At 67.2% G+C, this 18786-nt stretch carries 17 protein-coding genes; 8 read left to right on the plus strand and 9 right to left on the minus strand.

The genetic code is table 11. The annotated features are described in order from the left end of the window. Positions 1–27: 27 nt before the first annotated feature. The 6 genes from EV648_RS31815 to groL all read left to right on the plus strand — a co-directional run bounded on the left by EV648_RS31815 (position 28) and on the right by groL (position 7022). Entirely contained in the window at positions 28–1680 is a 1653-nt protein-coding gene (locus EV648_RS31815) for an aromatic/alkene/methane monooxygenase hydroxylase/oxygenase subunit alpha (RefSeq protein WP_132298815.1), read from the plus strand. Between the two features lie 83 nt (positions 1681–1763). Beyond that, complete coding sequence (locus EV648_RS31820) at positions 1764–2786, plus strand: FAD-binding oxidoreductase (RefSeq protein ID WP_132298816.1); 1023 nt, start codon at positions 1764–1766, stop codon at positions 2784–2786. Between the two features lie 9 nt (positions 2787–2795). Continuing rightward, positions 2796–3902 carry an aromatic/alkene monooxygenase hydroxylase subunit beta gene (locus EV648_RS31825; protein ID WP_132298817.1) on the plus strand — a complete coding sequence of 369 codons (1107 nt, stop codon included), beginning with the start codon at positions 2796–2798 and terminating at the stop codon, positions 3900–3902. After that, positions 3899–4255, plus strand: coding sequence for a propane 2-monooxygenase effector subunit MimD (mimD, locus tag EV648_RS31830; protein WP_199234923.1), 357 nt, complete (start codon positions 3899–3901; stop codon positions 4253–4255). Before EV648_RS31825 ends, mimD begins: the two co-directional genes overlap by 4 nt. Positions 4256–4313: 58 nt before the next feature. Then, positions 4314–5354 (plus strand): amidohydrolase family protein, encoded by a 1041-nt coding sequence (locus tag EV648_RS31835; protein WP_132298818.1) that lies wholly within the window; start codon positions 4314–4316, stop codon positions 5352–5354. Positions 5355–5372: 18 nt separating this feature from the next. Further along, positions 5373–7022 carry a chaperonin GroEL gene (groL, locus tag EV648_RS31840; RefSeq protein ID WP_132298819.1) on the plus strand — a complete coding sequence of 550 codons (1650 nt, stop codon included), beginning with the start codon at positions 5373–5375 and terminating at the stop codon, positions 7020–7022. 158 nt (positions 7023–7180) lie between these two features. Here groL and EV648_RS31845 read toward each other — a convergent pair whose 3' ends face one another. The 5 genes from EV648_RS31845 to EV648_RS31865 all read right to left on the minus strand — a co-directional run bounded on the left by EV648_RS31845 (position 7181) and on the right by EV648_RS31865 (position 12211). Continuing rightward, complete coding sequence (locus EV648_RS31845; RefSeq protein WP_132298820.1) at positions 7181–8092, minus strand: amino acid ABC transporter permease; 912 nt, start codon at positions 8090–8092, stop codon at positions 7181–7183. Further along, positions 8089–8778, minus strand: coding sequence for an amino acid ABC transporter permease (locus EV648_RS31850; RefSeq protein ID WP_132298821.1), 690 nt, complete (start codon positions 8776–8778; stop codon positions 8089–8091). Before EV648_RS31850 ends, EV648_RS31845 begins: the two co-directional genes overlap by 4 nt. 80 nt (positions 8779–8858) lie before the next feature. Continuing rightward, entirely contained in the window at positions 8859–9704 is an 846-nt protein-coding gene (locus EV648_RS31855) for a glutamate ABC transporter substrate-binding protein (RefSeq protein WP_132298822.1), read from the minus strand. A gap of 55 nt (positions 9705–9759) precedes the next feature. Further along, entirely contained in the window at positions 9760–10530 is a 771-nt protein-coding gene (locus tag EV648_RS31860; protein WP_132298823.1) for an amino acid ABC transporter ATP-binding protein, read from the minus strand. Between the two features lie 121 nt (positions 10531–10651). Further along, entirely contained in the window at positions 10652–12211 is a 1560-nt protein-coding gene (locus tag EV648_RS31865) for an amidohydrolase family protein (protein ID WP_132298824.1), read from the minus strand. Positions 12212–12321: 110 nt separating this feature from the next. Between EV648_RS31865 and miaB the strand changes: the two genes are divergently transcribed. Then, complete coding sequence (gene miaB / locus EV648_RS31870; RefSeq protein WP_132298825.1) at positions 12322–13806, plus strand: tRNA (N6-isopentenyl adenosine(37)-C2)-methylthiotransferase MiaB; 1485 nt, start codon at positions 12322–12324, stop codon at positions 13804–13806. Positions 13807–13845: 39 nt separating this feature from the next. Then, the gene (locus tag EV648_RS31875; RefSeq protein WP_241995785.1) at positions 13846–14535 is read left to right on the plus strand and encodes a phosphotransferase; all 690 of its coding nucleotides are present in this window, start codon (positions 13846–13848) and stop codon (positions 14533–14535) included. A 1136-nt stretch (positions 14536–15671) separates the two neighbouring features. Here EV648_RS31875 and EV648_RS31880 read toward each other — a convergent pair. The 4 genes from EV648_RS31880 to EV648_RS31895 form a co-directional block, all read right to left on the minus strand. Then, complete coding sequence (locus EV648_RS31880; protein ID WP_132298826.1) at positions 15672–17534, minus strand: LamG-like jellyroll fold domain-containing protein; 1863 nt, start codon at positions 17532–17534, stop codon at positions 15672–15674. Between the two features lie 124 nt (positions 17535–17658). Further along, on the minus strand, positions 17659–18111 hold the full coding sequence (locus EV648_RS31885; protein WP_132298827.1) for an NUDIX domain-containing protein: 453 nt from the start codon (positions 18109–18111) through the stop codon (positions 17659–17661). 95 nt (positions 18112–18206) lie between these two features. Beyond that, the gene (locus EV648_RS31890) at positions 18207–18452 is read right to left on the minus strand and encodes an antitoxin (protein WP_132298881.1); all 246 of its coding nucleotides are present in this window, start codon (positions 18450–18452) and stop codon (positions 18207–18209) included. A 90-nt stretch (positions 18453–18542) separates the two neighbouring features. Continuing rightward, positions 18543–18764, minus strand: coding sequence for a hypothetical protein (locus EV648_RS31895; protein ID WP_132298828.1), 222 nt, complete (start codon positions 18762–18764; stop codon positions 18543–18545). Between the last annotated feature and the right edge of the window lie 22 nt (positions 18765–18786).

Genomic DNA, 18786 nt, shown 5'->3' on the forward strand with positions numbered 1-18786 from the left:
CTGATCTGTACCCCGAGGAGGCAGACCGTGAGCAGGCAGAGTCTGAGCAAGGCACATGCCAAGATCACCGAACTGTCCTGGGAGCCGACTTTCGCCACTCCCGCGACACGCTTCGGAACCGACTACACGTTCGACAAGGCCCCGAAGAAGGACCCGCTGAAGCAGATCATGCGGTCCTACTTCCCGATGGAGGAGGAGAAGGACAACCGCGTCTTCGGCGCGATGGACGGCGCCATCCGCGGCAACATGTTCCGCCAGGTGCAGCAGCGCTGGATGGAGTGGCAGAAGCTCTTCCTGTCCATCATCCCGTTCCCCGAGATCTCCGCCGCCCGGGCGATGCCGATGGCGATCGACGCGGTGCCGAACCCGGAGATCCACAACGGCCTGGCCGTGCAGATGATCGACGAGGTCCGGCACTCGACGATCCAGATGAACCTCAAGAAGCTCTATATGAACCACTACATCGACCCGGCCGGGTTCGACATCACCGAGAAGGCGTTCGCGAACAACTACGCGGGCACCATCGGCCGGCAGTTCGGCGAGGGGTTCATCACCGGTGACGCGATCACCGCGGCGAACATCTACCTGACCGTGGTGGCCGAGACCGCCTTCACGAACACGCTGTTCGTCGCGATGCCCGACGAGGCCGCGGCGAACGGCGACTACCTGCTGCCGACCGTCTTCCACTCGGTCCAGTCCGACGAGTCGCGCCACATCAGCAACGGGTACTCGATCCTGCTGATGGCATTGGCCGACGAGGACAACCGGCAGTTGCTCGAGCGGGACCTGCGCTACGCCTGGTGGAACAACCACTGCGTCGTCGACGCGGCGATCGGCACCTTCATCGAGTACGGCACGAAGGACCGCCGTAAGGACCGCGACTCGTACGCCGAGATGTGGCGCCGGTGGATCTACGACGACTACTACCGCAGCTACCTGATCCCGCTGGAGAAGTACGGCCTGAAGATCCCGCACGACCTGGTCGAAGAGGCGTGGAACCGGATCTACAACAAGGGCTACGTGCACGAGGTGGCGCAGTTCTTCGCCACCGGCTGGCCGGTCAACTACTGGCGGATCGACCCGATGACGGACACCGACTTCGAGTGGTTCGAGGAGAAGTACCCAGGCTGGTACAACAAGTACGGCAAGTGGTGGGAGAACTACAACCGCCTGCGCTACCCCGGCAAGAACAAGCCGATCGCGTTCGAGGACGTCGATTACCAGTACCCGCACCGCTGCTGGACCTGCATGGTGCCGGCGCTGATCCGCGAGGACATGGTCACCGAGAAGGTCGACGGCCAGTGGCGCACCTACTGCTCCGAGACCTGCGCCTGGACCGACATTAAGGCGTTCCGGCCGGAGTACGAGGGCCGGCCGACGCCGAACATGGGCCGGCTGACCGGGCACCGCGAGTGGGAGACGCTGCACCACAACCGGGACCTGGCCGACATCATCAAGGACCTCGGCTACGTGCGCGACGACGGCAAGACGCTGATCCCGCAGCCGCACCTGGACCTGGACGACCAGAAGAAGCTGTGGACCCTCGACGACGTCCGGGGCATCAACTTCGCCAGTCCGAACATCCTGCTGAACGAGATGTCCGACGCGGACCGTGAGGCCCACGTCGCGGCGTACAAGGCGGGCGGTCCGGCCGGGCGGCCGGCGCCGGCCAAGGTCTGATCCTTCCCCCACGGGCAGGTCGGTGGCGGTGAACCCTGGCACCTCTCGCCGCCACCGATCGCCTGACTCGACAGGAGACGTTGATGGGTGACAAGCACGTCGTGAGGTTCGAGCCTGTCGACCTCGAGATGGAGGTCGACGAGGAGGAGACGGTGCTGAACGCCGCCTTCCGGCAGGGCATCGCGCTGATGCACGGGTGCAAGGAGGGCCAGTGCGCCGCGTGCAAGTCCTTCCTGCTGGACGGTGACGTGCAGATGGACCGGTACTCGACGTTCGCGCTGGCGGAGTACGAGAGCGACGAGGGCTACATCCTGCTGTGCAAGTCGCACGCGTACTCCGACCTCACCGTGGAGCTGATCAACTATGACGAGGAGGAACTGCGCAACGCCGTACCGCTGCAGCACCTGCGGACCAGGATCGCCGCGATCGAGCCGGTCACGCACGACATCGTGTCGCTGCGACTCGACCTGGTCGAGCCTGCCGCCTTCACCTTCAAACCCGGCCAGTACGCCGACATCCGGATCCCGGGACAGGACGGCCACCGGTCGTTCTCGATGGCGAACCTGCCGGGAGAGCCGCTGGAGTTCCTGATCAAGAAGTACCCCGGCGGGCACTTCTCCGGACTGCTCGACGACACCCTGAAGCCCGGTGACGAGCTCGAGCTGGACGGTCCGTACGGGACGTTCACGCTGAAGAAGTCGTCGGACCGGCGGATCGTCTGCATCGGCGGGGGAGCGGGCCTGGCCCCGATCCTCAGCCTGCTCCGCCATCTCGTTGCCGACGGCATCGACCGGCCGGTGCGGTTCTTCTACGGCGCACGCAACCACGCGGACCTGTTCTACCTGGAGCAGATCGAGGAGCTCGGCGCGAAGCTGACCGACTTCGAGTTCGTCGGCTGCCTGTCGGACAGCTGGCCGGACGGCTGGGCCAACACCGGGTTCGTGACCGAGGTGGTGCAGCGGCTGGAGCCAGGGCTGGCCGAGTGCGACGCCTACCTGTGCGGACCACCGCCGATGGTCGACGCGGCGATCGCCTTGCTGGAGATGACGGGCGTTCCGCCGGAGCACATCCACTACGACAAGTTCACCACCTCGGTGGCGGAATAGGAGATAGCGATGGCACAAGCAGCTGTCAACAAGGAACGGAGCTTCCCGCACCCGGAGTTCACCGACTCCGAGGCCGGCGCGCTCACGTTCCCGAGCTCCACCAGTCGCAGCTACAACTACTACAAGCCGGCCAAGGCCCGCGCGACGACGTACGAGGACGTCACCTTCGACGTCCAGCCGGACCCGGAGCGGCACCTGTCGCAGGGCTGGATCTACGGCTTCGCGAACACTCCCGGCGGCTACCCGCAGGACTGGACCCGGCTGAAGTCCTCGGACTGGCACCAGTTCCGCGACCCGAACGAGGAGTGGGAGAAGACGATCTACCGCAACAACGCGGCGGTCGTCCGGCAGATCAGCCTGAGCCTGGAGAACGCCAAGCGGGCGAAGGCCTACAGCCACTGGAACCCGGCCTGGGTCCGGTTCATCGAGCGCAACCTCGGTGCCTGGATGCACGCCGAGAACGGGCTGGGCATGCACGTGTTCACGGCGGCCCAACGGTCGGCGCCGACGAACATGATCAACAACGCGATGGCCGTCAACGCGGCGCACAAACTGCGGTTCGCGCAGGACCTCGCGCTGTTCAACCTCGACCTGGCCGAGTCGGAGATCGACTTCGACGGTCAGGTGCACCGGGACGTCTGGCAGAACGATCCGGCCTGGCAGGGCGTCCGGGAGAACGCCGAGCGGCTGACCGCGATCGGCGACTGGGGTGAGGCGCTGTTCGCGACGAACATCGTCTTCGAGTCGCTCGTCGGGGTGCTGTTCCGCAGCGACCTGCTGATGCAGATCTCGGCCCGCAACGGCGACTACATCACGCCCACGATCGTCGGCGCCGGCGAGAACGACTACAGCCGCGACCTCGGCTACACCCGGGCGCTGTTCTCGATGCTGACCCGGGACGAGAAGCACGGCGACGAGAACAAGGCCGTGCTCGGTGAGTGGCTGTCCACCTGGGTGCCGCAGAGCCTGCGCGCGGCCCACGAGCTGCAGCCGATCTGGTCGCAGCCGAACGAGAAGGTCGTCACCTTCGCCGACTCGCTGGACGCGGCCAAGGCGACCTTCCGCAGCGTGCTCGCCGACCTCGACCTCGAAGCCCCGAAGGAGCTGGACCAGTGACGACGACCAAGGAGTTCGGCGCGGCCGACCGCACCTTCTCGAACATGTGCGGCGTGACCCTGATGAACAACCAGAACGGCTACGTGGTCGCCGAGATCATGGGCCGCAAGGACAACGTGACGATCACCGAGTACCCCTCGATGATCCGGGTCGACGGCGTCGGCAAGCTCACCTTCGACTACGCCGAGATCACCGACGCGCTCGGCGCGGACTTCGACCAGTCCGACTTCGAGGAGATCATGTCCACCCACTACGGGCGGATGGTCCACTTCGACGACAAGACGATGCTCTTCTCCAGCCCGGAGGAGGCCGCGGAGTACATCGACTTCGACCTGGTCGAGGTCCCCAGCTGATTCCCCTGGGCCCCGGCCTGCCGGGGCCCAGGCTGTTGCCTGCCAGGGAGGCAAAACCATGTATGAGAAGAACGGCGAGAAGTACTACGTCGTCGACAGCCACGTGCACTTCTGGAACGGCCGGCCGGAGAACAACCGGAACCGGTACGGCGAGGGCTTCACGGCCTGCTTCTACGACTACCACCGCAACCTGTCGCCCGAGGAGTACGTCTGGACGCCGGAGAAGTTCGGCGCCTACTCCGAGGCCGACCTGGTCCACGACCTGTTCGAGATCGGCTATGTGGACAAGGCGATCTTCCAGCCGACCTACCTGACCGACTTCTACGTCGACGGGTTCAACACCACCGAGCGCGACGGCGCGGTGGCGGAGAACAACCCGGGCAAGTTCATCACGAACGGCGCGTGGGACCCGCGCGACGGCGAGGAGGGGCTGGAGAAGCTCGAGGAACTCCACGCCCGCTGGAACCTGCAGGGCGTGAAGCTCTACACCGCCGAGTGGAAGGGCGACTCCAAGGGCTGGAAGCTGTCCGACCCGTCGGCCGAGCCGTACCTGCGCAAGTGCATCGAGCTCGGCATCACCAACATCCACGTGCACAAGGGCCCGACGATCTACCCGCTGAACCGGGACGCCTTCGACGTCCAGGACATCGACTACGCGGCCTCGATCTTCCCCGAGCTCAACTTCATCGTGGAGCACGTCGGGCTGCCCAGGCTCGAAGACTTCTGCTGGATCGCCACCCAGGAGTCCAACGTGTACGGCGGCCTGGCCGTCGCGATGCCGTTCATCCACAGCCGGCCCAGGTACTTCGCGCAGATCATCGGCGAGCTCCTGTACTGGATCGGGGAGGACCGGATCACCTTCGCCAGCGACTACGCGATCTGGCAGCCGAAGTGGCTGATCGAGAAGTTCGTGGACTTCCAGATCCCCGAGGACATGCAGTCGGAGTACGGCGTCCTGACGCCCGACGTGAAGCGCAAGATCCTCGGGCTGAACGCCGCCAAGCTGTACGGCCTCGACGTACCGGCCGAGCTGCGGATCGCCGAAGACACCGAAGACTCCGACAAGCCGGTCGGCGCCTCGCCGGTCCAGGTCGCCTGACCCGAAGGGAACACCACCATGGCCAAGGACCTCCGCTTCAGCAACGACGCGCGGCAACTGCTCGAACAAGGCGTGAATGCCCTCGCAGACGCGGTCAAAGTGACACTCGGGCCCAAGGGGCGCAACGCGGTACTGGAGAAGCTGACCGGGCCGCCCACCATCACCAACGACGGCGTCACCATCGCCCGCGAGATCCAGCTGCGCGACCCGTTCGCGAACATGGGCGCCCAGCTGGTCAAGGAAGTCGCGATGAAGACCAACGGTGTCGCCGGTGACGGCACCACCACCGCCACCGTGCTCGCCCAGGCCCTTGTGCGCGAGGGACTGCGGGCCGTCGACGAGGGCGCCAACCCGATGCAGTTGCGCCGGGGGATCGAGGAGGCCGTCGCCGCGATCGTGAAGACGCTGCATGCCCGCACGTCCGAGATCGGCGGCCAGGGCGACCTGTTGTTCGTGGCGACCCTGTCGGCCAACGATGACCCGGAGATCGGGTCCGTCATCTCCGAGGCGATGAGCCGGGTCGGCAAGACCGGGGTGGTCACCGTCGAGGAGTCACCGGCGTACGGGCTGAGCCTGACCGTTGTCGACGGCATCGAGTTCGACCACGGCTTCATCTCGCCGTACATGGTGACCGACAAGGACCGGATGGAGACCGTCTTCGACGACCCGTTCATCCTGCTCACGAACAAGAAGATCAGCCAGCTGCAGGACCTGATGCCGACGCTGGAGCTGGTGACACGGGCAGGCCGGCCCCTGGTGATCCTGGCCGAGAACGTGGACGGCCCGGCGCTGCAGATGCTGGTGAGCAACAATGTGCACGACACCTTCCGCTCGGTCGTCGTCCGGGCCCCCGGCTTCGGACACCGCCGGGTCGCGGAGCTGGAGGACCTCGCCGCGGTGCTCGGCGGCCGTGTGGTCAGCGAGGACTCAGGCGTCAACCTGCACTCGGTCTCGCTGGCCGACCTCGGCACCTGCCACCGCATCACCATCACCGAAGCCGGTACGACGATGGTCGGCGGCGCGGGGGATTCCACCGCGGTGGAGGCCCGGTTGCACCAGCTCGAGAAGGAGCTGGAGCGGACCGACAACGAGCACGACCAGGACAACCTGCGGCTGCGGATCGCGCGGCTCGCCGGACGCGTGGCCGTGATCCACGTCGGTGCGGCGACGGGTGTCGAGCTCAAGGAGAAGCAGCACCGGGTCGAGGACTCCCTGTCCGCGACGCGGGCCGCGCTCGAGGAAGGCGTGATCGCGGGTGGCGGCTCGGCCCTTGCCCAGGCGCGTGACGAACTGGACAAGTTGGAGCTCACGGGTGACGCGTTGGTCGGGCGGGAGATCGTCCGTCAGTCGCTCGGTGAGCCGCTGCGCTGGATCGCGATCAACGCCGGGTACGACGGCGACGAGGTGGTCAAGACGGTGTCGGAGCTGCCAGTCGGGCAGGGCTTCAACGCGCTGACCGGCGAGTACGGCGACATGTTCGACTTCGGCGTGATGGACCCGGTGAAGATCACCCGGTCCGCGCTGGAGAGCGCCGCGTCGATCGCCGCCCTGCTGATCACCACGGAGACCGCGATCGTGGAGGAGGTCCTCGGCAACCCGGGCGCCATCGTGGCTCCCGGCTTCGGAGACCTGGCGGAAGGCATGGTCCGCCCCTCCAACATCTACTGATCACCGGATGACCCAGTTGGCCCGCCCGCCCCCGGTCCCTCCGCCGGGGGCGGCGTCCGTGTCGCGGCGGACGCCGACCCGCAGGGAGCAAGGGAGCACCTCAACGGAAAGAGCCCCGGTACGCCGGGGTTCGGCGTACCGGGGACTCTTCTAGTGGATCAGCGGATCTGTTCCTGCGGGGGGAGCGCAGCGGCTGCTGCGGCGGCTACCGCTGTCTGGTCGATCTGGTCCGGGGCGAGGGGCCCGCCGGCGGACCGGCCGCGGCGGCGCATCCGCTGCTCGACCTTGACGGCGCCCAGGCCGAGGAAGTAGTTCACGATCACGAAGATCGCGCCGACGACGATCAGCGCCGGCAGCAGGTTCGACTTGAAGTTGCCGATCTGCTCCGCCTTCCGGAGCAGTTCCTCGTAGGTGATGATGTAGCCGAGCGCGGTGTCCTTCAGGATCACCACCAACTGGCCGACGATGGCCGGCAGCATCGCGGTGATGGCCTGGGGCAACAACACCAGCCGCATCGTCTTCTGGGTGGTGAGACCGATCGCCAGCGCGGCCTCGTTCTGCCCCTTCGGCAGCGAGTGCACACCCGAGCGGACCAGTTCGGCGACGACCGCGCCGTTGTAGAACATCAGGCCGAACACCACAGCCGCGAGCGGCAGCCGCTCGGACGGGAACAGGTCGTAGTAGCCGAAGAGCGCGTAGGCGAACAGCATCATCATCAGCACGGGCACGGCGCGGAAGAACTCCACCACGATGCCGCAGGGCCAGCGGATCCAGGCCGCGGCCGACAGCCGCCCGACGCCCAGCAGGATGCCGATCGTGAGCGAGAGGACCACAGCGATGGCAGCCGCGGTCAGGGTGCCGATCAGGCCGGGGATGAGGTACTCGGTCCAGATCTCCGCGGTGAGGAAGGGCTTCCACTTCGCCGCCGTGAGCTGATCCTTCTCGTTCAGCTTGGAGATCACGAACCACAGGATCAGCAGCAGTACGACGATGCTGCCGACGCCGACCGCGGCGTACAGGCGCTTGGCCTTCGGGCCGGGGGCGTCGAAGAGAACGCTGGTGGTGCTCATCGCTTCACCGCCAGGCGCTTGGACATCGAGGTGAACAGGATGCCGACGGGCAGCGTCAGGATGACGAAGCCGATGGCGAAGATCCCGAACACGACGAAGATCACGTCGGGCCGGTTCTCCATCATCACCTTCATCACCGCGGACGCCTCGGTCACGCCGATCACCGAAGCGACGGTGGAGTTCTTGGTCAGCGCGATCAGCACGTTGCCGAGCGGGGCGATGGCACCCCGGAAGGCCTGCGGCAGGACGACGTACCGCAGCGTCTTCAGGAAGGGCAGGCCGATCGCCCGGGCCGCCTCCGCCTGGCCGAGCGGGACCGTGTTGACCCCGCTGCGGATCGCCTCCGCGACGAACGCCGCGTGGTACACGGACAGGCCGAGCACGGCGAGCCGGAAGTTGTTGTCGTCGATCGAGGTCGGTGAGTTCGGGTTCGCCAGCTGGATGCCCAGCTGGAGGAACAGGCCGAGGTTGCAGAACACGATCACCAGCGTCAGCGGCGTGTTCCGGACGATGTTGACATAGGCGCTGCCGATCACCTGGAGCACCTTGACCGGCGAGACACGCATCACCGCGACCGCGGTGCCGATCACCAGCGCGAACAGCGCGGACAGCAGGGTGAGGTAGATGGTCTGCTGGAAGGCCTTGAGACCGTCGTACTCGGTGAAGAACTCAGAAATCACGTCCATGGTGCTCCCGCGGGGGATCGAGGTCGAGACCCAAGCGTGGGGAGGGACCGCTGCCGGTCCCTCCCCACGAGGACTTCAGGTCAGGCGCAGGCGTCGAAAGTCTTCGGCGGGTTGGTCGCCGGGTCCAGCGTCAGACCGGCGGTGCCGAGGTTCTTGTCGAAAGCCTTCTGCCACTCGCCGGAGTCGACCATCTTCTTCAGCGCGTCGTTGACCTTGGTGCAGGTCTCGGTGTCACCCTTCTTCAGGCCGACGCCGTAGCGCTCGGTCGAGAAGGTCTTGCCGACCACCTTGAACTTGCCCTTGTTCGCCTCCTGCGCGGCGAAGCCGGCCAGGATCGTGTTGTCGGTGGTGACGGCGTCGATCGCGCCCGAGCTCAGCGCCTCGACACACTTGGAGTAGGTGTCGTACTTCTGCAGCTGGACGGTCTTGGCGAACTTGTCCGCCACCTTCTGGGCCGAGGTCGAACCGGTCACCGAGCACAGCTTCTTGCCGTTCAGCGTCTCCGGCCCGGTGATGTCGGTGTTGTCGGCCTTGACCAGCAGATCCTGACCGGCGGTCAGGTACGGGCCGCCGAAGGAGACCTTCTCCTTGCGGGTGTCGGTGATCGAGTAGGTCGCGAAGATCATCTTGACCTGACCGTTGGCCAGCAGGCTCTCCCGCTGCGCGGACGGCGATTCCTTGAACTCGATGTTGCCCTCGTCGACGCCCATCTCCTTGGCGACGTACTTCGCCACGTCGACGTCCAGGCCGGTGTAGTTCGAGCCCTCCTTCAGGCCGAGTCCGGGCTGGTCGAACTTGATGCCGATCGTCATCTTCTCGCCGCCGCTGCCGGAGCCGCCGGCGTCCGACGCGTCGTCGCCACAGGCCGTCAGGCCGGCCGCGGCCATGACCGAGATGCCGAGGGCAGCGATGATCCGCTGTCGCATGGTGTTTTCCTCCAGTATTCGGAACTGCTCAGGATTGCAGGGGACGGGCTGGCGGTCAGTGGGTGAGGATCTTCGAGAGGAAGTCCTGGGCCCGCTTGGTCTGCGGGTCGGTGAAGAACTTCTCCGGCTGGGCCTCTTCGACGATCTGGCCGTCGGCCATGAAGACGACCCGGTTGGCCGCCTTGCGGGCGAAGCCCATCTCATGGGTGACGACGACCATCGTCATGCTCTGCTTGGCGAGCCCGACCATCACGTCGAGCACCTCGTTGATCATCTCCGGGTCCAGCGCCGAGGTGGGCTCGTCGAAGAGCATCACCTTCGGGTCCATCGCCAGTGCCCGTGCGATCGCGACCCGCTGCTGCTGTCCGCCGGACAGCTGTGCCGGGTACTTCTCGGCCTGCGCCTCGACGCCGACGCGCTCCAGCAGCGCCCGCGCGTGCTTCTCCGCCTCGGCCTTGGACTGGCCGCGGACCCTCATCGGCCCCAGCGTGACGTTCTGCAGGATCGTCTTGTGGGCGAAGAGGTTGAACGATTGGAACACCATGCCGACATCGGCCCGGAGCCGGGCCAGCGGCTTGCCCTCGAGCGGCAGCGGCTGGCCGTCCAGCATGATGAGGCCCGAGTCGATCGGCTCCAGCCGGTTGATCGCGCGGCACAACGTCGACTTGCCCGACCCGGACGGGCCGATCACCACGACGACCTCACCCTTGCCGATGGACAGGTTGATGTCCTTCAGAACGTGCAGGTCACCGAAATGCTTGTTGACATCCCGCAGGGCGACAAGACCGGTTGTCGTCACGGTATCGACGGCAGAGGAATCGCTCATGGCGAGAACCTAGCGGAGGCAGGGGGTGACTGCACGGATCCCCGGTTCCACGGTGGTAACGATCTGCGACAACGCCGAGCGGGCCGTGACCATTCGGTCACAGCCTGCTCGGTCCGGACCGTTAGTGTCCGGGACGGCGCGTTCCGCAGCATCCTCCCGCAGGGATGGCTGTCGCGGTCACCGGTTCCTTGACGGCAGCCTCGACGTCGGCAAGCATCCGCTGCCGTGCCTGCGGAGAGATCACCCGTCCGCGGCTGATCACGGAGTGGATCCGCCGGGTGTTGCGGATGTCCTTCAGCGGGTCGGCGTCCAGCACTACCAGGTCAGCGATCTTGCGTGGTTCCACCGAGCCCAGGTCGCGGCTCATCCCCAGGAACCTGGCCGGTTCCACCGTCGCGGCGTGTAGCGCCTGCCGTGGCGTGGCCCCGGCGCCGACGAGCAGCTCGAGCTCGTGGTGCAACGCGAACCCGGGCACCATGAACGGCGTACCGGTGTCGGTGCCGGCCAGGATCGGTACGTCGTGGTCGAACAGCTCGCCCACGAACCGCTGCCGGTAGGCCCACATCTGCCGCTGGCGCGAGATCTCCTCGGCCGGGCGGTTCGCCTTGTAGAGCTCCTCGAGCACGTACTCGTAGGTCGCCATCGAGTCGGCGGCCAGGTACTTCAGCGTGGCCGGATTGGGCGCGGAGTAGTCCGGCTGATCGAGCACGTTGTGCATAGTCAGGGTCGGGGTGACCCGCGTCCGGTTGTGCCGCAAGGTGCCGAAGACGTCGGCCGCACGGGCTTGGCTGAAGGTGTTCGCGGCGAGCCACTCGATCGGGTGGAGCCGGCGGAACCAGGAGTTGTAGTCGCCGGTACTGACGTTGATCGCCCGCAGCATTCGCCGTACGTCGAACTCCCGGCTGGAGACCGACAGACCGAGCGAGTGGATGTGCTCGATGCTGCGTTGCCCGGCGTTGCTCACCTCCTTCGTGGTCAGCTCGTCGGGCCCGTGCCCGTGCACGGTCAGCCCGTTGCGCCGCGCCTCGTCGATGATCGCCCGGTACGCCGTGGCGTTGAGGCGCGAGTAGACCTTCACGAAGTCGGCGCCGTCCGCCTTCACCTGCCGTACCGCGGCCCGCGCGCCGGCCTCGTCCTTCACCACGAGCACGGGCAGCAGGTTCGGGTCCCACAGGGTCGGGTCGCCGTCGATGATCTTGCTGGCCACGATCATCCTCGGACCGAGCAGGGTGCCCGCGTCGATCCGGTCGCGCCACTCGTACAGCATCGGGTTGTTGCCGGACATCTCGCGGACCGTGGTGAGGCCGTTCGCGAGGTAGAGCTGCGGCGAGACGCGCTCGTCGCCGAGGCTGTGCACATGCATGTCGGCGAGGCCGGGGATGACGTACTTCCCGGTCAGGTCGATCGCGGTCGCGCCGCGGGGGACGGGCAGGTTGCGGCCGACGGCGACGATCCGGTCGCCGCTGATCAGCACGGTCTGCGCCTTGTCCCGGCGGCCGGTGGCGACGTCGATCACGGTGACGCCGGTCAGGGCCGTCATCCGGGCGGTGCCGACGGAGGCGAGTGGATTGATCAGGGCCGAGGCAGGGCCTGCGGCGGCGCCGTTGACAAGGGAGCCTCCGGCAACCACAGCGGCGCCGACGACGGTACGGGCGAGGAACTGACGACGGGAACTGTTCATGGGTTCAAGTGTTCTGGGGGAGCCCGTCGCGGTCAGGGGTAGCAGCCGCCCTGACCCAGGTAGGGATATGTCTACCAAGCAGCCCTGCTGACGTACTCTTGGTGGCTGTCATGCGTACTTATGAGGTCCGCACCTACGGGTGCCAGATGAATGTCCACGACTCCGAGCGCCTGCGCGGGCTGCTGGAGGACGCTGGTTATGTCCGCGCGCCCGAGGGTGACCAGGCCGACGTGGTCGTCTTCAACACCTGCGCGGTCCGCGAGAACGCCGACAACAAGCTGTACGGCAACCTCGGTCACCTGGCGCCGGTGAAGGCCAAGAAACCCGGCATGCAGATCGCCGTCGGCGGCTGTCTGGCGCAGAAGGACAAGGCCAGCATCACCAAGAAGGCGCCCTGGGTGGACGTCGTCTTCGGCACCCACAACATCGGCTCGCTGCCGGTGCTGCTGGAGCGGGCCCGGATCCAGGAGGAGTCGCAGGTCGAGATCCTCGAGTCCCTCGACGTCTTCCCGTCGACGCTGCCGACCCGCCGCGAGTCGCCGTACTCCGCCTGGGTGTCGGTGAGCGTCGGGTGCAACAACACCTGCACGTTCTGCATCGTCCCGGCGCTGCGCGGCCGCGAGAAGGACCGCCGCCCGGGTGACGTGCTCGCCGAGGTCGAGGCGCTCGTCGCCGAAGGCGTGCTCGAGGTGACCCTGCTCGGCCAGAACGTCAACTCGTACGGCGTCGAGTTCGGCGATCGGTACGCGTTCTCGAAGCTGCTCCGCGCCTGCGGCACGATCGACGGGCTGGAGCGGGTTCGCTTCACCTCGCCGCATCCGCGCGACTTCACCGCGGACGTGATCGAGGCGATGGCCGAGACCCCGAACGTGATGCCGTCGCTGCACATGCCGCTGCAGTCCGGCTCGGACCAGATCCTGAAGACGATGCGCCGGTCCTACCGCCGCGATCGTTATCTGCGCATCATCGAGGACGTGCGCGCGGCGATGCCGGATGCCGCGATCACCACCGACATCATCGTCGGCTTCCCCGGTGAGACCGAGGAAGACTTCCAGGGCACGCTCGACGTGGTCCGCCAGGCGCGCTTCGCCGGCGCGTTCACCTTCCAGTACTCCAAGCGCCCCGGCACTCCGGCCGAGTCGATGGAGGACCAGGTGCCGCGCGAGGTCGTCCAGGAGCGTTACGAGCGGCTGGTCGCGCTGCAGGACGACATGGCGTGGGACGAGAACAAGAAGATCGTCGGCCAGTCCGTCGAGGTGCTGATCGCCGAGGGGGAGGGTCGCAAGGACGCCGCCACCCACCGCCTCTCCGGCCGCGCCCGCGACAACCGGCTCGTCCATTTCGCCCTGCCCGAAGGTGTCGAGAAGCCTCGCCCCGGCGACCTGGCGACCGTCGAGATCACCTACGCCGCCCCGCACCACCTGGTCGCCGACGCTTTCGGCTCCGTACGCCGTACGCGCGCGGGCGACGCCTGGGAGCGGGCCCAGGATGCTCCTGCCTCGGCTGCTGCCCCTGGCGTGATGCTCGGCATGCCAGTGATCGGCAAGCCCGCCCCCCTCGAGCCCGCCGCCGCCGGCGGCTGCCAGGTCAACTGACCCGTGCCACACGACTCCACCCCCGACAGCCCTCGCCCGATGGACGACGTACAGGCGGATGGGTTGTTGCCGGAGGGGGCTGAGCCGTTCGCGTTTGGGCGGGACGCGGATGTCTACTCGCTCGACGAGGCGTGGGTGGTGCGCCGCTACCGCGACGGACGCCCGGTGCGTGACGAAGCCGACTTCATGCGCTGGGTCCGGAAGTACGACTACCCCGTCCCGGCGGTGCGGCAGGTCGAGGGCCCGGACATCGTCCTGGAGCGCCTCACCGGCCCGACCCTCGCGGACGCGGCGATCGCCGGCGACGTGTCACCGGTGGAAGTCGGCCTGATCCATGCGGACCTCCACCGCCGCCTTCAGGCAATCCCGGCTCCCAGCGGTACCGCGGGGCAGGTCTTGGTGCACGGCGATCTCCACCCGTACAACGTCATCCTCACCGCCGACGGCCCGGTAGTCATCGACTGGGCCAACGCCGAGGAAGGCCAACCGGAGTTCGACGTCGCCATGACCGCGATCATCTTCGCCCAGGTAGCCCTGGACCCCGCCTTCGCCTCCCTGACCCCCATGCTCCGCGAGGCCCTCTCCACCTACCTGGCCAACTCCATCAACCCCACCCCAGGCCTAGACGCCGCCCTCGCCTCCCGCGGCCGCAACATCACCCTCACCCCGGAGGAACTGGCCCTCCTCCCCGCCCAAGCCGACCTCATCCGCTCCCACCTGCCAACCTGATCCACCCCGGTCGGCGGAGGCCGCCCGGGCATCTCCCAACCACCGATCAACCGGTACGCCGGTATGCCGGGTGATTCGTTTCCCCGACATGAGTGCGGGGGTTCCCCGGGCGTGAGTGGCGGGTGGTTCGCGGCGCACCAGCGTGCCCTCTGAGGGGTTAACCACTGAAGGTGTGGGTTGTCCCCTCGGGTCTTGGCCGGTCACCTCGGTGTATCGGCGTGCGGTCGGGGGGTTGACCCCTGAGGGTGTGGGTTGCCCCCTTGGATTCTGGGTGGGCATCCCTGCGTTTGAGGGGGTTGTCCCTCAGACGCAGGGCGATCTACCGCGGGACGGCGCGGGTGGCGTTCACCGCGGAGGGTTACCTGCTGGTGTTGTGGGTTGTGCCCCGTGGCGTTGGAGGGGTAACCACCCACTGGGGTGGGTAACCCCCTCGGATTGCGGCGCGGGTGCGGCTCAGCGGGTGCCGGCATGCTGCGGCGAGCGCCGCTGGCGGGGTGTGCGCTGGCTGGCGGTTTGTAAGGCGCCAGCGGCCGAACAACCCGTCATCGGCCACTCCCGGCTGCGGCCGTGGAGCCGGTGGCGGTGTGGTCGTGGGAGGTGGGACACCACGTGGAGAGCTGGGACACCTTGTGGGGAGCTGGGACACCGTGTGGGGACCTGGTTCAGGTCAATGTCGTGTCCGAGGTCCCGACTAGGTGTCCGGGGCCGCACTTTGTGCACCGGTTGAGCGTCCGGGTCGCCGGGATCTGCTCAGCTGGTGCACAAGGTGCCGGTTTCGGGAGTCCCGCTTCCCCTCCGGCAAAGGAACACCGTGAACTTCCGGGCGAGGCAGCTCCCGGCCCTTGTCGCCACACCTCTGAGCGGCTCCGGGATAGCTGCGTCCTTCCCTGGTCGGGGTGGTGTGGGTCAAGAGTCGGAACTTGTTCCGATCCCGAAGGGACGCCGGAGGCGCTCTTGACGCACACCGGCCCGACTAGCACCATCACGCAGCCCGGGGACGCAACCACCCGCGCTGATACCGGTGGAAGCAACCTCCGCCAATGCCGGTGGCAACCACCTCGGCCGATGCCGGTGGCAACAACCTCCGTCTACGTCGGCAGCGGCAGGTTCAGCCGTGTGGGGGCTGCGCGTTTGGGTTAGGCGGTGAGGAAGTGGTTGGGGGTTAGGGGGTGGTCGACTATGCGGAGTTCGCCTATGTGGCCGGCGAAGGATTGTTCGATGGTGTTGGCGTAGTGGTTGGCGCCTAGGAGCCAGGGGGCGCCGGTGGTGCTCAGGCCGTTTGACGGCGTCGCCGGGTTGCGGAGGAGTTCTGAGGAGTCGATGTAGAGGGCGGTGTGGCGGCCGTCGTTGACGACCGCGAGGTGGAACCAGCGGCCGGCGATTTCCTCGTGGCCCCAGTTGGTGAAGGTGTCGTTCTTGTCCAGGGGGTAGACGGCCCACTGCAGTTGGCGGCCGCCTGAGAAGGCGAGGTTGACGACGGGCTCCGACGGGTCGCTGCCGGTCTTGCCTGCGTCGGCACCGGTACCCATGCGGCTGAGCAGGCCCTCCCACGAGTGGTCGAGTCCGTCGTCGGCGAGCTTGACGAAGGCCTCGATCGTGTAGCCGGAGCGGAAGGTGAGGCGGTTCAGTGGCGCGTCGTCGGCCGTACGCAGGTACCCGCCGCGCGCCGGATTCTTGCGTCCGGCAAAGATCCAGCTCGCGTGAGCAGGCTGGTCCGGGTGGTGCTCGGTCGACGCCTTCAGGCTGTCGGCCGGACTACCAGGCAGCAGTACTGCGGTGAGGTCGTTGCCGCGACCCGAGTGATCCACCACCCGCGAGCCCACCGCCCCATCGAGCCGCCAGTAGGCCACCGTGCCGGGGATCACCAGATCCCGAGCGGGACGGGCGGGCCGCGCCGGTTCGGGGTCGAACCCGGCGAAGCGGGCGGTGAAGTCGATCGAGATGCTGAAGCGGTTCGTGGGGTCGGTCAGCTCGATCTCGCCCTCGGCGAGCACGCTGCGCCGGTCGGGCTTCTCCGCCAGGATCCAGGGCGAGATCGTCTCGACGTCGATGGTGTCGCGGGCCAGGTCGAAGTGGTGGAGGCGGACCATCGCGCTGCCGCCGTAGTACCGGTCCTGGTAGTTGGTGATGTGCAGGTGCACGTCGTTGCCGGCGGCGTTCTTCCGGACCACCCGGCCGGACGGCCAGTAGTGCCCGTTCAGGGTGAGGAAGATCTGGTCGTTGCCCTCGACAAGCTGCTCCCAGACCCGGTCGCCGTGCTCGGAGAACTTCGCGACCGGGTCACCCGCGTCGGCGTACACCAGGTCGTGGATGGTCAGGATCACCGGCAGCTTCGGGTGCTCCGCGATCACCTTCCGGGCCCAGGCGAAACCAGCGTCCGAGGGTCGCCAGTCCATTGCCAGCAGCAACCACTGGCGTCCGGCGGCGCGGAACACGTGGTACGAGTTGTACCCGTCGGGCGTCGACCCGCCGTACGTGCTCATCCGGCGGAAGCGGCGCGGACCGAAGGTGCGCAGGTACGCCGAGTCGCCGCGCTGGTCGTCCTTGCTGGAGTCGATGTCGTGGTTCCCGGCGAGCACGCTGTACGGCATCCGGGCCTGGTCCATCACGCCGAACACCGGATCGGCCTGCGCGAACTCGCTCGCCTGCGCGTTCTCCACCACGTCGCCGAGATGCGCCGTGAACACGAGGTTCTCCGCCGCCCGCTGCTCGATCAGGTACTTGAAGGTCGCGGTCAGCGGCGCCGGGTCGCCTCGATCCAGATCGAACAGGTACTGCGTGTCCGGTACGACGGCCAGCGTGAAGCGCGGGTTGTCCGGGTCCGGCCGCCCCGAGCCGGCTAGTGCAGCAGCAGACGAACTGGACTCTGCAGCGGAGGCCGAGGCGATCCCTGTCGTGGCAGCCGCCGCCGGAAGGCCGCCGGTCAGCGCGGCGCCCGCACCGAGTGCACCGACCTGGAGAATCCGCCGCCTGCTCGTCCCGTCGTGCTGCTGGTCCATCGTCGCCTCCGCACTCCGCCGCGGTGCCTCACGCCCACGGGTCCAGAGCACCCTAGAACGAGCCGCCACCAACGATGGTGAACGCGAGAAGAACGTAGTGCCCCGTGTGAGAGATCCCTAGGCGCTACTCGAAGCCTTCGGCGATCACTGCGGGGATGGTGCCGTCGCGGAGGCCGGCCAGCACCCGGGCTTCGTGTGGGACGACGGGGTCGGGGAGTTTGTCCAGCGAGTACCACTCCAGGCCGGCCGCCTTGCCGGGCTCCATCAGCCTAGGCTCACCGGTCCAGCGAGAGGTGGTGAAGAAGAAGTCGACCCGCTCGTCGATCGGCTCGCCGGTCGCGCCGGTGCGATGCATCGCGGTGACGGGCACGAGGTCGGCCGGGTCGATCTCCACCCCGATCTCCTCGCGGACCTCGCGCCGGGCCGCCGCCAGCACCGATTCGCCCTGCTCGACGTGACCGGCGGGCATCGCCCAATAGCCGTCCATGTAGCCGGTGTTGGCCCTGAGCAACAACAGCACCTCGTCGCCCCGGCGCAAGGCCACGTAGGCCGCGGGAATCACCTGAAACCAATCCATACGGGCCACCCTAAAGAACCCCACCGACAACCGCCCAGCCGCGAACGACGAAGGGCCGCAAGGGAAGTGATCCCTTGCGGCCCTCGCGCCGAAGCTCAGGCAGGGTTGTCCGGCTTGTTGGGGATGTCGTCGTCCTGGCCGTCCAGACCGTCGAGACGGTTCTTGGCCTGGTCGACACCCTGGTCGATCTTGTCGCCGTACTTGCCGCCGGTCTTCTCGTCGACGAACTGGCCGGCCTTGTCCAGGCCCTCGCCGACCTTGTCGCCATGCGAGTCGACCACGTCGCCGGCCTTCTCCTTGAGCTCCTCGGCCTTGCCCTTGAACTTGTCGAAGATGCCCATCTCGGGGGCTCCCATTCCTAGCGTAGTGAACTACTTACTGACAGCTAGCGGTGATCCTTCCACCAACGGGCCCCGAGGTGTGGGACGCGCTCAATTTCCGCCGGTACCGGGTTCGGTCTCGACGTCGCCACCGCTGTCGCCGCCTTCTTCGCCATCGCCACCGGCCTCGACGTCACCACCGCTGAACTCGACGTCACCGCCGCTCTTCTTCAACTCCACATCGCCGCCGCTGCGCTTCGCGGCGTCGAACGCGCCGTCCAGGTCCAGGGCCTCCTTGGCCTCGTCTGATCCCTCTTCGAACGGATTCGTCACTGGGTAATTCCTCCCGGTCAGT

Source organism: Kribbella sp. VKM Ac-2568 (assembly GCF_004345365.1).
GTDB lineage: Bacteria > Actinomycetota > Actinomycetes > Propionibacteriales > Kribbellaceae > Kribbella > Kribbella orskensis.

Coding starts and splice junctions, on each gene's coding strand:
- EV648_RS31880 (WP_132298826.1), bottom strand. CDS start 17,534: ATGGACCAGCAGCACGACGGGACGAGCAGGCGGCGGATTCTCCAGGTC.
- miaB (WP_132298825.1), top strand. CDS start 12,322: ATGCGTACTTATGAGGTCCGCACCTACGGGTGCCAGATGAATGTCCAC.
- EV648_RS31845 (WP_132298820.1), bottom strand. CDS start 8,092: ATGAGCACCACCAGCGTTCTCTTCGACGCCCCCGGCCCGAAGGCCAAG.
- EV648_RS31850 (WP_132298821.1), bottom strand. CDS start 8,778: ATGGACGTGATTTCTGAGTTCTTCACCGAGTACGACGGTCTCAAGGCC.
- groL (WP_132298819.1), top strand. CDS start 5,373: ATGGCCAAGGACCTCCGCTTCAGCAACGACGCGCGGCAACTGCTCGAA.
- EV648_RS31825 (WP_132298817.1), top strand. CDS start 2,796: ATGGCACAAGCAGCTGTCAACAAGGAACGGAGCTTCCCGCACCCGGAG.
- EV648_RS31820 (WP_132298816.1), top strand. CDS start 1,764: ATGGGTGACAAGCACGTCGTGAGGTTCGAGCCTGTCGACCTCGAGATG.
- EV648_RS31890 (WP_132298881.1), bottom strand. CDS start 18,452: ATGGGCATCTTCGACAAGTTCAAGGGCAAGGCCGAGGAGCTCAAGGAG.
- EV648_RS31860 (WP_132298823.1), bottom strand. CDS start 10,530: ATGAGCGATTCCTCTGCCGTCGATACCGTGACGACAACCGGTCTTGTC.
- EV648_RS31855 (WP_132298822.1), bottom strand. CDS start 9,704: ATGCGACAGCGGATCATCGCTGCCCTCGGCATCTCGGTCATGGCCGCG.
- EV648_RS31835 (WP_132298818.1), top strand. CDS start 4,314: ATGTATGAGAAGAACGGCGAGAAGTACTACGTCGTCGACAGCCACGTG.
- EV648_RS31885 (WP_132298827.1), bottom strand. CDS start 18,111: ATGGATTGGTTTCAGGTGATTCCCGCGGCCTACGTGGCCTTGCGCCGG.
- EV648_RS31875 (WP_241995785.1), top strand. CDS start 13,846: ATGGACGACGTACAGGCGGATGGGTTGTTGCCGGAGGGGGCTGAGCCG.
- EV648_RS31865 (WP_132298824.1), bottom strand. CDS start 12,211: ATGAACAGTTCCCGTCGTCAGTTCCTCGCCCGTACCGTCGTCGGCGCC.